The organism is Pseudoalteromonas sp. Z9A4, assembly GCF_011378845.1.
GTDB lineage: Bacteria > Pseudomonadota > Gammaproteobacteria > Enterobacterales > Alteromonadaceae > Pseudoalteromonas > Pseudoalteromonas arctica.
The window spans coordinates 65,112-77,496 of record NZ_WTLA01000006.1 but is presented as its reverse complement, the minus strand read 5'-3'; the positions used below and the strand labels follow the sequence as shown (position 1 = coordinate 77,496).

At 37.8% G+C, this 12,385-nt stretch carries 14 protein-coding genes; 4 read left to right on the top strand and 10 right to left on the bottom strand.

Annotated features, from left to right (window positions below; all coding sequences use genetic code 11):
* Positions 1-106: 106 nt before the first annotated feature.
* The gene (gene fadR, locus GQR54_RS06770; protein WP_004335692.1) at positions 107-820 is read right to left on the bottom strand and encodes a fatty acid metabolism transcriptional regulator FadR; all 714 of its coding nucleotides are present in this window, start codon (positions 818-820) and stop codon (positions 107-109) included.
* Positions 821-1,364: 544 nt separating this feature from the next.
* On the opposite strand from fadR, the gene dsbB reads away from it, so the two are divergent.
* Together dsbB and GQR54_RS06760 are read left to right on the top strand one after the other, a co-directional pair.
* Positions 1,365-1,883, top strand: coding sequence for a disulfide bond formation protein DsbB (dsbB, locus tag GQR54_RS06765; protein ID WP_166376944.1), 519 nt, complete (start codon positions 1,365-1,367; stop codon positions 1,881-1,883).
* Position 1,884: 1 nt separating this feature from the next.
* Positions 1,885-2,187, top strand: a complete 303-nt coding sequence (locus GQR54_RS06760; protein WP_166376943.1) for a DUF6170 family protein — start codon at positions 1,885-1,887, stop codon at positions 2,185-2,187.
* Positions 2,188-2,211: 24 nt separating this feature from the next.
* Here the strand turns inward: GQR54_RS06760 and GQR54_RS06755 are convergent, their stop codons facing one another.
* Entirely contained in the window at positions 2,212-2,508 is a 297-nt protein-coding gene (locus GQR54_RS06755) for a helix-hairpin-helix domain-containing protein (RefSeq protein WP_166376942.1), read from the bottom strand.
* Positions 2,509-2,819: 311 nt separating this feature from the next.
* Between GQR54_RS06755 and GQR54_RS06750 the strand changes: the two genes are divergently transcribed.
* A complete protein-coding gene (locus GQR54_RS06750) occupies positions 2,820-3,137 on the top strand; it encodes a YebG family protein (protein WP_007584105.1) in 318 nt (105 codons plus the stop codon).
* 275 nt (positions 3,138-3,412) lie between these two features.
* Here the strand turns inward: GQR54_RS06750 and putP are convergent, their stop codons facing one another.
* Positions 3,413-4,891, bottom strand: a complete 1,479-nt coding sequence (gene putP, locus GQR54_RS06745; RefSeq protein WP_101217622.1) for a sodium/proline symporter PutP — start codon at positions 4,889-4,891, stop codon at positions 3,413-3,415.
* 332 nt (positions 4,892-5,223) lie between these two features.
* Here putP and GQR54_RS06740 point away from each other — a divergent pair, with 332 nt between their 5' ends.
* Entirely contained in the window at positions 5,224-6,450 is a 1,227-nt protein-coding gene (locus GQR54_RS06740; RefSeq protein ID WP_166376941.1) for an HDOD domain-containing protein, read from the top strand.
* 262 nt (positions 6,451-6,712) lie between these two features.
* Here GQR54_RS06740 and GQR54_RS06735 read toward each other — a convergent pair whose 3' ends face one another.
* From GQR54_RS06735 to ccmD, 7 genes are read right to left on the bottom strand one after another with little or no spacing between them, the layout of a single operon-like run.
* Positions 6,713-7,444, bottom strand: coding sequence for a VacJ family lipoprotein (locus GQR54_RS06735; protein WP_007585858.1), 732 nt, complete (start codon positions 7,442-7,444; stop codon positions 6,713-6,715).
* Between the two features lie 9 nt (positions 7,445-7,453).
* Positions 7,454-8,704, bottom strand: a complete 1,251-nt coding sequence (ccmI, locus tag GQR54_RS06730) for a c-type cytochrome biogenesis protein CcmI (protein ID WP_166376940.1) — start codon at positions 8,702-8,704, stop codon at positions 7,454-7,456.
* Complete coding sequence (locus tag GQR54_RS06725; protein WP_165739534.1) at positions 8,705-9,166, bottom strand: cytochrome c-type biogenesis protein; 462 nt, start codon at positions 9,164-9,166, stop codon at positions 8,705-8,707.
* Entirely contained in the window at positions 9,166-9,735 is a 570-nt protein-coding gene (locus tag GQR54_RS06720; protein WP_007585852.1) for a redoxin family protein, read from the bottom strand. Before GQR54_RS06720 ends, GQR54_RS06725 begins: the two co-directional genes overlap by 1 nt.
* A complete protein-coding gene (locus GQR54_RS06715) occupies positions 9,732-11,702 on the bottom strand; it encodes a heme lyase CcmF/NrfE family subunit (RefSeq protein WP_166376939.1) in 1,971 nt (656 codons plus the stop codon). Before GQR54_RS06715 ends, GQR54_RS06720 begins: the two co-directional genes overlap by 4 nt.
* A 2-nt stretch (positions 11,703-11,704) precedes the next feature.
* Positions 11,705-12,184, bottom strand: a complete 480-nt coding sequence (gene ccmE / locus GQR54_RS06710) for a cytochrome c maturation protein CcmE (RefSeq protein WP_166376938.1) — start codon at positions 12,182-12,184, stop codon at positions 11,705-11,707.
* On the bottom strand, positions 12,181-12,384 hold the full coding sequence (ccmD, locus tag GQR54_RS06705; RefSeq protein ID WP_166376937.1) for a heme exporter protein CcmD: 204 nt from the start codon (positions 12,382-12,384) through the stop codon (positions 12,181-12,183). The genes ccmE and ccmD overlap by 4 nt, the downstream gene beginning before the upstream one ends.
* Position 12,385: the final 1 nt, after the last annotated feature.

The following is a 12,385-nucleotide window of genomic DNA, read 5'->3' as shown; positions in this document are numbered from 1 at the left end:
TTACTGAAGAAGGGTTAATACATTAAATTGTTTAAAAATTCATATAATGCGGTATTAATTTTTACAGATACAAAAAAACCTGCAAATGCAGGTTTCTCGTTTAGATTTAATCCATTATATCTGAGGGCATATCGCCACGGATTTTTTGCCAAATTTCACCTGTTTGATGACCGTATTTACGCATCATCGAAATAGCACCATCGTGCTCTTTATTTTCTGCCAAGATTGTTAAATCTTTATAAAACTGACGAGCAAGTTCACGAGTTCCGGCATCAGAGAAGTAATGACAACCAATCTTTGAATAAAAGCCTCTAAAACCGTTGAGTATTAATACATAAATACGGTTATTACCCGCAACGGCTAATTCGTGATGAACTTTATAATCGTAGTCAGCAAATGCCTGCGCAGTATCTTCTAGCTCATGACTTTGTGATAAAATTTCAATTACACGTTCAGGATTTAACTTAATTGCAGCACGTGTATAAATAGCACTAATATTAGTACGTGCAGATAAAAGCTGATCTGTCAGCTCTGGCATCTTGTCTTCATCTAAGCGCGCTAGTGTTTCAAGAATATTTAAACCAGATGTCTCCCAAAAGTTATTTACTTTTGTTGGTTTACCATGCTGAATTGTTAACCAACCATCACGTGCTAAACGCTGTAATACTTCTCTCAAGGTCGTTCTTGTTACACCAATTAACTCTGAAAGTTCTCGCTCGGCAGGTAGAATTGAACCTGGAGGGAAATCGCCGTTCCAAATAGATTCAACTATATATTCTTCAGCAAATCCTGCTGGGCTTTTCGCTTTAAAAATTCTCATCCAGTTCCCACTCGAATTAATCAACACTCATCGTTTTACACGAATAACTGACTGATTGTACCAGACGAAGCATAACTAACAAGTAAAGTCAGGTATATAAATAAGCAAATGAGTAGAAATTAAAGATTAATAAATAATAAAATTTAGGTTTCTCTAATATAGCTACAATGTATAAATATACAGAGCAATATTCACTGTAGGTACATTGTAATTGTTGGTGTTTTGTATTTACACCATACTTAGCTGAATCAACTTAATACACATAAGTACATTAAAAAGGAACACCTATGCAACAGAGCGTTCTAGCAGCAACTTTAAAGAATTGATTTGGCAATGCACCAATGTGATATAAGTAAGCGATATAACTAAGCTTATGTATAAATGGGAACTAACTAGAGCATCATGTAACCTCTGCTGAGGCTGTATTGAGTGGTCAAAAATTTCATCTTATAAAAAGCGACTTCGGTAGCTTTTTTTTCCTTTTTGTTGCCGCATACATTATCCTAGGTCATAATCTAACGTCTTATTTAAACGCGGAATTTTTATGAACTGGCTTGCGCAATTACCCACCCAACGTACCCCGTGGCTTTTATTTACAGCTATCGTTTTTTTACTTGAAGCGACCGCCCTTTTCTTTCAATACCAAATGGGATTGGCACCTTGCATAATGTGCATATATCAACGTACAGCTGTACTGGGCCTATTAGGCGCAGGAATTGTAGGTGCAACTAAACCACAGAGCAAAGCAGTTCGTGCATTAGCGTATGTAATTTGGGGTGTATCGAGTGTTTGGGGATACCTTATAGCTCGCGAGCATATTGATATGCAAACCACCACAGACCCTTTTGCATTTAGCTGTGAGTTTGAACCGAACTTCCCGTCGTTTATGCCGTTACATGAATGGATACCTAGCTTTTTTCAGGCGACCGGGGATTGTGGAAATATAGATTGGCAATTTATTGGTTTGAGCATGCCTGCTTGGATGGAAATTATATTTGGGATTTTCTCACTAACACTATTTATTATAGTTATTGGCCGTTTATTAATTAAAAAGTCGATTTGATATGTTTACATTTTTTTCAAGCCAATTAGATGAGCTTAAACACCTAAAAGTACGCAAGCGTCAGGACGTAATAGCACTTTCTTTAAATATGCTATCGCCAACAGATAAAGTGTTACTACGTATAATAAAATTATTGTTACTTAGCCCATTATTTTTAATATTTACGGTATTTAAAGGCTGGATATTAATCCCATTTTTAATACTCGGTGGGCTTTGCTATCCGCTATTAACAACACCTATTGAAATTAACTTTGCTAAAAAGCACTTAAACGAAGCGCTAAAACAATTTAATCAGGGCGTATAACGCCCTGATTATTACTTACTCGCTTTAAAGTGATATTTTCCCTTCTAATTTGGCTAATAGCTTTTTACCAATTCCTTTAACTTTCGATAAATCACTGACGCTTTTAAATTCGCCGTTTTCTTCACGGTAATCCACAATTGCCTGCGCTTTTTTCTTACCTATACCCGGTAGCTTAGCAAGCATACCTGCATCAGCATTATTTATACTAATTGTCTCAACTTGAGACATTTGCTTAGTTACTTCCGATAGTTGTGCGTATACGGTAGTTGCAGGTAGTAAGCATAATAAGCTTATTATGAATAAATTTTTTAACGTTTTCATTAAACTTGTCCCTATTCTTCTTTTCTTAATTTTGAATGTTGCTCAGGAAAACTAAAAAGTAAGGAACTGAAAAGCTCATCACTTAAAGTGTATCTAAACGCATTATCACTATAATCCGAAATCCTGAAAATGCAGCTGGTACAACTAGTGATTTCTTAACTAAAGTAAAGTTACCGTTTTTTGTCAAATTTGACTCTTAAAAATTAATACTTCGCGCTTGCAAATTCACTTACAAACCATTACTGTACATAAAAACAGTAATCTAATGGTTTTTACAAACCACGGTGCCAAGCAATTTTGCAGGAGAAATCATGGCTGTTGTTGTTAAATATGTTGTAGAACGAAACGGAGTCGAGCGTATGACGTTTACTACCAAAAAAGAAGCTGATGCTTATGACAAGATGCTCGATATAGCAGAATCACTTGAGCTAATGCTAGAAAAGGTAGACGTACCGCTTAGTGAGCAACAAATTGAATCACTTGCTTTAGAAATAGCGAAAAGCAAAGATGACTTTATGACCATATTGAAGGGCGGCAAAGATCCGGTTGTTACCAAAGCGCCAGCGAAAAGTAAAAAGTCAGATAACGTTGCATCAATTGAAGATAACAACGATAAAAAAGCAAGTTAACTCGTAGATTGCCCTCTCCTCGGACGGGACAAACTAAATAAAAAAGGGAGCAACTTAGTTGCTCCCTTTTTTATTATACCAATTCGCTTCATTAAGTGATCTATTTTGAGGGTGGAAAAACGTGTTGATAACTAGGCAAAAAATTCGATATTTAGCTGTTCTAAATGAGAATTTTTTAACGCCTGTAGCAACACGTTTAGCCCCGCAAAATGATTAAATATTATTGCGGATTGGTATTACTTACTACTCATTTTAAAATAAATAGTAATTGCTATTTAAAGCTCTTTTTCTACTTCATCAAATAAAGCAGTGATGTTTTGCTCTGGCTCTTTTGTTACTAAGCTAACAACAACAATTGCGATACTCGCTAAAATAAAGCCAGGTACTATTTCATACATAAAGCTACTTAAACTTTCACCATTAATAGTAAACGGACCATAAATCCAAACAAGCACTGTAAACGCACCTACTAACATACCAGATAAGGCGCCAGCAAAATTCATACGTTTCCAATAAAGGCTAAACAATACAAGTGGTCCAAAAGCAGCACCAAAGCCTGCCCATGCATTACTTACTAGGTCTAAAATAGAGCTATCTCTGTCGTACGCTAAATAAATTGCAAACAGGGCAACAAATGCAACACTAATTCGACCAACAGTAACTAATTCAAAGTCGCTAGCATCTTTACGTAAAAATGTTTTATATAAATCTTCAGTCAATGAACTTGAGCTTACTAGCAATTGTGATGAGATAGTACTCATGATAGCAGCCAAAATTGCAGCTAGTAAAAAGCCAGCAATAAGTGGATGGAACAATAACTCAGAAAGAATTAGGAAAATCGTTTCAGGATCTTCAACTACAATATTATTTTCGTAAGTATAAGCAGCACCAAATATACCAGTACCAACAGCACCAAGGGCAGCAACAATCATCCATGTCATACCAATACGGCGAGCTTTAGGCATATCCTTAACACTACGTACCGACATAAAACGAACGATGATATGTGGTTGACCAAAATAACCTAAACCCCATGCCATTGCAGAAATAATACCTAATGCAGAGCCTGCTCCAATCCAGTTAAGCATATCTGGATTTACACTATGTAAAGTAGACTCCAGAGGTTGTTCAAGTAAAGAGTATGCAACGGTAGGCACTAGAATCAGTGCGATGAACATAATACAACCTTGCACGAAATCAGTTAAGCTAACCGCTAAAAAACCACCAAACAAAGTGTATAAAACAACGACACCCGTTGTAATGTATAAACCCACTTCATAACTTAGACCAAATGAGCTTTCAAACAATTTTCCGCCGGCTACAACACCAGATGACGTGTAAAGAGTAAAGAAGACTATAATCACAACAGCTGATACAACACGTAATAAGTTTGACTTATCATTGAAGCGATTTGAGAAGTAATCTGGGATTGTTATAGAGTCATTTGCTTTTTCAGTGTACACACGTAATCTAGGTGCAACTAACAGGTAATTTAACCAAGCACCAATCACCAAACCAATTGCTATCCATGTACTACTAAAACCAGTAACAAACATCGCACCAGGTAGGCCCATTAAAATCCAGCCACTCATGTCAGATGCACCTGCAGATAGTGCAGCAACACTTGGTGATAGATTTCGTCCACCTAACATGTAACCTGATACATCGCCAGTAGATTGCTTATATGCATATAGTCCGATACCTAACATTACAACAAAATATAATGCTAGTGAAATAATCATTCCTGTTTCCAAATTAGCCTCCGCATAATTATTAATAACAGGCTCTTGATCCGAATATTGACTCTTAAAATATTATAATAAAGACACTATTAGGATAAAAACCATTCTCGCTGACTATATCATGCCTAACAATAAAATCTCCAACTTGTTGCTTCCAGCTGATATAAAAATACTCATGTTGAATAATTTTAAAGCGAATTGGTAAAATATAATAAATTAAATAGAAGAAACACCTTAATTTATAATGATAATTTATTAATCATGCAAATATACGTAATGCTATTTCAAGTCATTTCCCATATATTATTACAATAATCAATTACATTACTTTTACGGAACTGTTTATGTATTTTTACGCTGCACGCCAACCTATTTTAGACAGAGATAAGAAGCTTATTGGGTATGAGCTTTTATTCCGTGATGGTGTTGATAACGTATTTCCTGATATAGATGGTGACGAAGCAACAACACGACTTATAGAGGGTAGCCAGTTTAACTTTGGCTTAGAAGATTTAACCGATAACAAACCTGCCTATATAAATTTCACGTTAGAAACACTATTAAAGGGTTACCCTACATTATTGGGTAAAGACACTATAGTTGTAGAAATACTTGAAACTATCCAGCCTGGTAAGCGTTTATTAGCTATCGTTAAAGATTTAAAAGATAAAGGTTACACAATCGCTCTTGATGACTATATCCACCAACCTGTATGGCAGCACTTTTATCCATTCATTGATATTATCAAAATCGACGTTTTAACTAATGATATGGACACAATAAAAGCTATTTTTAACGACTTAAAACCACATTTACATATTAAGTTACTTGCTGAAAAAGTAGAAACCTACGAAATTTACCAACAAACTTTGGAAGTTGGATTTGATTATTTTCAAGGGTTTTTCTTCTCAAAACCTGAAATGGTACAGAGTAAAGCTCTACCGCCTTCAGGAATAGCATTAGCAGAATTACTTTACGAAACATCAAGCGCAGATATGGATCTTAGAAAAATCACCAATGTGTTTGAGAGTGATGTAAATCTATCTTATAAGTTACTTAGATATTCAAATTCGGCAGCGTTTACTAAGCGGGCTGAAATAAGTACTATTAAGCAAGCTCTTATAGTGCTTGGCGCCAATGAAATTAAAAAGCTATTGTCATTACTGTTTGCAGCACAAGTATCAGCAGACAAACCTGTAGAGCTAATTAGGCTATCGCTTACGCGCGCTCGATTTGCTGAACTACTCGCTATATCTCATGGACAATTTAAAGATACCGGCATGGCATTTTTAACCGGTATGATGTCTCTTATGGATGCTATTTTAGATGAGAGTATGGAAAGCGTGATGAAAAAGCTTCCACTTTCTAATGATATAAAAGCAGCGCTATTAAACGACGAAGGCTTATTGGCAAAATATTTAAACTTAGTTAAGTATTATGAACAAGCAAACTGGTCAGCTGCAAACGAACTAACGAAAGAGCTAAACCTAGGAGAAAAAGTTCCCGATGCCTATCACGAAGCGCTAGCTTGGGTTAATGAACAAATACAGTTAGTAGTTAACGAAAAATAAAAAAACTGAACTCTGGTTAAGATATTTACTAATATATTAAGTCATAATGATATTTAAATTTATTTTTCTCTAGCCAGGGATTTTCAGTGAAAACAAGGCGAACTTACGCGTCAATAGTTGGCCTTTTGCAAGTAAATTCAACGTAGTTAGAGCTGAAAATAGCTGCTAGAGATAGATTTATTATCCAGACTTCAGGTTAAATATATAAACAGCAAATAAAAACGCCAGCATTTAGCTGGCGTTTTTATGAGTGGCTTTTCAATTATAAACTTTCTAAAAAGTCTTCATCAAAATCAGCTGGCTCTTCTTTTATAGGTGGGTTGCCATCGTACAGCTCATAAATTTGACGCTGGAAGTAAATATCTTTTACAAATAAGTACGGATCAAGTGAATCATTTAGTAACCCTTCTTGTGGGATTAATGATGCACGCGCCTCAACGGCTTTTAAAACAAACACTAGAATAGTTTGTGGAGTCGTTAGCGCAACTTCAGGCAATACAAAGTTGTCGACTACATCACCGGTCAGGTTACGTGCTGTTGTAGGACCCATGCCAGGTAGCATTAAATAAGCGCCATCACCCACGCCCCATACACCTAACGTTTGTCCAAAGTCTTCATCTACAATTTCAAGACCAAGTGAACTGGCAACATCAAAAATACCAAAAATACCAACCGTAGAGTTAACTAAAAAACGCGCTAAGCTCACACTTGCATTACCCGGCTTACCTTGCAAACCCGCATTAATCATATCGACAGGTGCTGTAATATTACCTGTAAAATTAACAATACCGTTTCTTACCGGTACAGGCGTTACTTCAACATAACCTACAGCAACTGGGCGCAATAAATAAGCATCCAGTACATCCATATTAAAGTCGTATAACGGACGATTAATACTTTGCAGCGGATCTCTGTCATCTACTTTGCTTTGTGGTACTTGAGCACACCCGGCTAGTATCAATAAACATAAAAAAGTAAAACTGTGTTTTAACATCTAACGTCCTTAAGGTATTAATGTATCAATTTGAAGTTGGTAGTCACTTACACTTTCACGCTTTAACGACTCTGAATGACCTTCTAGCTCACCAGAACTTGGCATAACCGAGTCATCTATAGAAATACGCGCCGAAATAATAATATTTTCTGCACTAGATAAGTTAAGTCCTGCAACCATTGCACTACTATCACTCAACTCAACTGTAATTGGAAATGAATAATTAGCGAGTTTAACAGCAGCTAATGGCATTGGCGAACCACTTGCTGCTTTTGCAAATATAAACAAGATACCGTCTTTTGGCTGTTTATCTATAAGCTCTTTTGCAATGTCGACTGTAACTGCAATAGCACCCGTTGTAGTAACTGGCATAACAGAGCCATCCGTTTGCATTTGCTTCTCTATATCAGCGATACGCTCAGAGATCATGCTATAACGAGAATCATTTTTTTCCATACTCGCAAGTAAAACTTCAAATGCAGCTTTGGCTTGAGGCCAATCTTTACGTTCATAAGCAATGAGTGCTAATAACGAAATTGCATCTAAATTGGTAGGCTCAACTTTTAGTACTTTTGAGAGCATACCTGCCGCACGGGTCATATTAGCTTCGCTGCCTTCTAATAATAAAACTTGGCTATAACTAATAAGTACCTGCATATTATCAGGATTCATACGTAGTGCTTTATCAAATGACTGCTGCGCCATGTCAAATTCATTAAGCGACATAGCAACTCGTCCAAGTAGCATCCAAGCGACTTCGTCATCACCTGAGCGGCTAAGCTTTGTACGAAGTGCCAATGCAAAAGCCTGCAGCTCATTTTGGCTAAGTGGCTCACCTTTTTGCATTACAGCACGCTCGCCGTAATCAGCTAAATTATCCATTGCATCATGCCAAGCCGAAATTTGCTGCTGACTACCCGTTAAACCATAAAAAACACCTGTTAGAGCAAGAACAAATGCGCCACCAGTTAAAGCAAAAATACGATTATTACCTTTGCTGTTTAGTGATTTTTCTGGTGATAACTCATTCAATAAACGGCGTTTTAATTCAATAATTGATTCTGCATGATTTACGGTATCAATACGCTGATTATCTAAATCGGTTTGTAAATCAACTAAACGCTGCTCATAAATGCTAATTAGCTCAGCATTGGCGTTATGAGTAATTGTTTGAACGCGCTCTTTTTTTAAAAAAGGCAACATCACAAACCCAAGAGCAACCAGTGTGAGTAAAGCAAAACACGCCCACATTAAAATCATTTAACTTTGCTCCTGACGTTTATTTTGTTCAATTAGCTTAGCTAACAGCATTTCGTCGTCACTGCTCCACGTTTGTTTTACTGATGCTTTTCGCTGGCGAATAACAATAAAACCAAAGCCGACTATGACAATTAACACAGGTAATACCCAAAGTACTAAAGTCGCTGGTGTAACTGGTGGGTCGTAATGAACAAAATAGCCAAAGCGGTCAATCATGTAATCAATCACTTCGTCTTTGCTCTTACCTTCTTTAACCAATACGAGTACTTTATCGCGCAAGTCTTTAGCAACCACAGCGTCAGAGTCCGCAATGTTTTGGTTTTGACACTTAGGACAGCGCAGCTCTTTAGTTAGCTCTTCAAACAATATTGCTTGTTTGTTGTTATCAAATTGATAGCGATCTTGCTCTGCAAACGCACAGATGCTTACAAAAAGGCTAAGCGTAAGTAGTAACCATTTCATTATTTAAGCTCCTGCATAATTGGCGCAAATTTAGCTCGCCATACTCGCGGGTTTATATCGCCCGTGTGATGCAACAAAATAGTGCCGTTTTTATCGACTAAAAATGTTTCAGGCGCACCCGAAACACCTAAATCCAACGACAAAGTACGATGTAAATCCAAGATATTAAATTGATATGGGTCACCCGCACGTTGCAGCATATCGCTCACTTCTGTTCGAAGTGATTGCATATCAAACGGGCCATCAAAGTCAGCGTCGTAACCTTGTACGTAATAAAGCCCAATAATTTTAACGCCTTGCTCACGTAACTTAGTTAAATAACCAAGTTCAACTAAACATGTTGGGCACCAAGTACCCCATACATTTAGTAAGTAAACTTCGCCTTTTAAAGACTCGTTGGTCCACGGCTTATTGTCTTGCATTAAATCAGGTAGATTAAATGCTGGCATTTCTTGACCTAACCGACCCGTTTGAATTTCACGAGGATTAGCAAAAAGGCCTTGGTATAAAAATACACATACAAAAGCAAATACTAAAAGCGGCGCAATAGCTAAAATTTTACGGTTCATAAAACATTCTCCGATGCAGCTCTACGCGCTGTTTTAGCTGATGTGCGGTAGCGTTTATCAAATAAAATCATAAATCCAGCAAGGGAAATAAGCACACCGCCAATCCACATCCAACGAACAAACGGTTTATGATAAATGCGAAGTGACCATGCACCTTGGCTCAACTGCTCACCTAACGCTAAGTATAAATCACGTGTAAAGCCTGCATCTATGGCCGCCTCGGTCATAAACTGCATACCAATATCATACTTACGTTTTTCGGCGTGTAAGCGTGTTACTAGCTCATTGTTTTTAAGCACCGATACAACACCAGCATGACCACTGTAGTTCGGCCCGCGAATAGTTTTAACACCATCAAAACGATATTCATACTCGTTAAGCTGAACTGTGTCGCCTTGCTTCATCGATACGTCACGCTCAACTGAATACGCCGATGTAAGCGTTACACCCGCAATAACAAACGAAATACCAATATGCCCAAGCACCATAGCCCAGTAACTTACACCTAAGCGTTTTAAACCTTCTTTTAAGGTGCCGTGTACAGCAGATTTAGTGTAAATGTCGATGCCAGTTGATATTGCAATCCAAACCGCAAGTGTTGTAGCTAGTAGCGTAAGTGGTTTTACTAAATCGTAACTTGAAAACAACCAAGCACAGGTAATCACTACACTGGCTAATACGCCCATTAATATTTTGTTTTGTAAGAAAGCCCATTTATTTTGCTTCCAGCGTAAAAATGGTCCTATCCCCATCAAAATAGCAAACGGGACTAAAATTATTGCAAACATCTTATTAAAAAACGGTTCGCCAATAGAAATACTGCCCAGGCCCATTTCTTTATGAACCATAGGTAATAACGTACCCAGCAATACAATTAATGTAGCAACTACTAAAAATATATTATTGAGCCATAACGCCACTTCGCGTGATACAAACTTGTATCGACCTTCACTATGTACTTGTGATACACGCAGTGCATATAACGCTAAGCCACCACCTACAACAATGCCTAAAAAGGCGAGTATAAATAAGCCACGATCAGGGTCTGTAGCAAAAGCATGCACCGATACAATAATACCCGAACGCACAATAAAGGTGCCTAACAAGCTTAATGAAAATGCTGCGATAGCAAGTAGTACGGTCCACGATTTAAATACACCACGTTTTTCGGTTACGCTTAATGAGTGTAGTAATGCTGTTGCAACAAGCCATGGCATTAATGATGCGTTTTCGACTGGATCCCAAAACCACCAGCCGCCCCAGCCAAGCTCTGAATATGCCCACCAGCTACCAATTGTGATTCCTAGAGTTAAAAAGCCCCATGCAGTCATTGTCCACGGACGTGACCACTTAGCCCATGTGTTATCAAGCTTACCGGTTAACAACGCAGCAATAGCAAAAGAGAAAGCGACTGATAGCCCTACATAACCCATGTACAATAATGGCGGGTGAATAATCATGCCCGGATCTTGAAGTAACGGATTTAAATCACGCCCTTCAACAGGGAAATAAGGAAGTAGGCGCTCAAACGGGCTTGAAAGTAGTAAGGTGTACATCATAAAACCTACACCTAAAAAACCAAGTACGCCCAATACGCGAGCACGTAGCACCCAAGGTAATGATTTAGAACGCGCAGCGACAACTGCAGTCCAACCAGCTTGCATTACTAACCACAGTAAAATAGCGCCTTCATGGCCGCCCCACGTAGAGGTGATTTTGTAATACCAAGGTAGTGTACTACTTGAATGATATGCCACATACGATACGGTAAAATCATCCGTTACACTGGCGTAAATAAGTGCTGCAAAAGAGATTAAAACAAAAGCGAATTGCCCAATTGCTAAAGAGGGAGCTGCGCGCATTAATCGAAGATTACCGGTATGCGCGCCCCAAAGAGGAAAAATACACAGTAAAACGCTTAGCACCATGGAAAGCGTTAAAGAAAAATAACCAATTTCTGGGATCATAGCTAATTACCACTATCTAAGTTGTATTTTGGTTTTTCGTGCTTAATACCTTTAACTGCCTCTGCAACTTCTGCTGGCATATATTCTTCGTCATGCTTTGCAAGCACTTCAAATGCTTCAATAATATTAGGTTCGATTAATACGCCCTGCGCTACAATGCCTTGCCCCTCACGAAACAAGTCTGGCAATATGCCTTGATAACGCACGGTCACTAATGGACCTGTATCAATTAGCTTAAAGCTTACTTGTAAGCTCTGTTCATTACGCTCAACCGTTCCTGGTACAACCATGCCACCAATTCGTAGCTTTTGGCCAATGAATGGTTTTTCTTTATTAGGCCCTTTGCCATCAATAAGTTCGCTTGGCGTATAAAAAAGATTAATATTTTCTTGAAGTGCATAAAGCACTAAACCAATTGATCCACCAATACCAAACAGTACGGCAATAATTACCAATAGGCGCTTTTTACGTCTTGGATTCATGAGGCTTGTTCCTGTTTAGCTTTTTTAATTCGCGCTTCACGTATTATTTGTTGCTCTACTGAAGCCATAATACGTTTGGTATCTCTTAAAGAGTTCATTAAAATACCAAGTAAAATAAGAGCGCATGTACCAAAAGAAAGCCAGATATAAAACCCGTAGCCTCCCATTGCAATAAAATCAGAAAAAGAGTCGAACTGCATA

Bases quoted from the DNA above. Each gene is read 5' to 3' on its own strand.
- fadR (WP_004335692.1), bottom strand. From the start codon at position 820: ATGAGAATTTTTAAAGCGAAAAGCCCAGCAGGATTTGCTGAAGAATAT.
- dsbB (WP_166376944.1), top strand. From the start codon at position 1,365: ATGAACTGGCTTGCGCAATTACCCACCCAACGTACCCCGTGGCTTTTA.
- GQR54_RS06760 (WP_166376943.1), top strand. From the start codon at position 1,885: ATGTTTACATTTTTTTCAAGCCAATTAGATGAGCTTAAACACCTAAAA.
- GQR54_RS06755 (WP_166376942.1), bottom strand. From the start codon at position 2,508: ATGAAAACGTTAAAAAATTTATTCATAATAAGCTTATTATGCTTACTA.
- GQR54_RS06750 (WP_007584105.1), top strand. From the start codon at position 2,820: ATGGCTGTTGTTGTTAAATATGTTGTAGAACGAAACGGAGTCGAGCGT.
- GQR54_RS06740 (WP_166376941.1), top strand. From the start codon at position 5,224: ATGTATTTTTACGCTGCACGCCAACCTATTTTAGACAGAGATAAGAAG.
- GQR54_RS06735 (WP_007585858.1), bottom strand. From the start codon at position 7,444: ATGTTAAAACACAGTTTTACTTTTTTATGTTTATTGATACTAGCCGGG.
- ccmI (WP_166376940.1), bottom strand. From the start codon at position 8,704: ATGATTTTAATGTGGGCGTGTTTTGCTTTACTCACACTGGTTGCTCTT.
- GQR54_RS06725 (WP_165739534.1), bottom strand. From the start codon at position 9,166: ATGAAATGGTTACTACTTACGCTTAGCCTTTTTGTAAGCATCTGTGCG.
- GQR54_RS06720 (WP_007585852.1), bottom strand. From the start codon at position 9,735: ATGAACCGTAAAATTTTAGCTATTGCGCCGCTTTTAGTATTTGCTTTT.
- GQR54_RS06715 (WP_166376939.1), bottom strand. From the start codon at position 11,702: ATGATCCCAGAAATTGGTTATTTTTCTTTAACGCTTTCCATGGTGCTA.
- ccmE (WP_166376938.1), bottom strand. From the start codon at position 12,184: ATGAATCCAAGACGTAAAAAGCGCCTATTGGTAATTATTGCCGTACTG.
- ccmD (WP_166376937.1), bottom strand. From the start codon at position 12,384: ATGCAGTTCGACTCTTTTTCTGATTTTATTGCAATGGGAGGCTACGGG.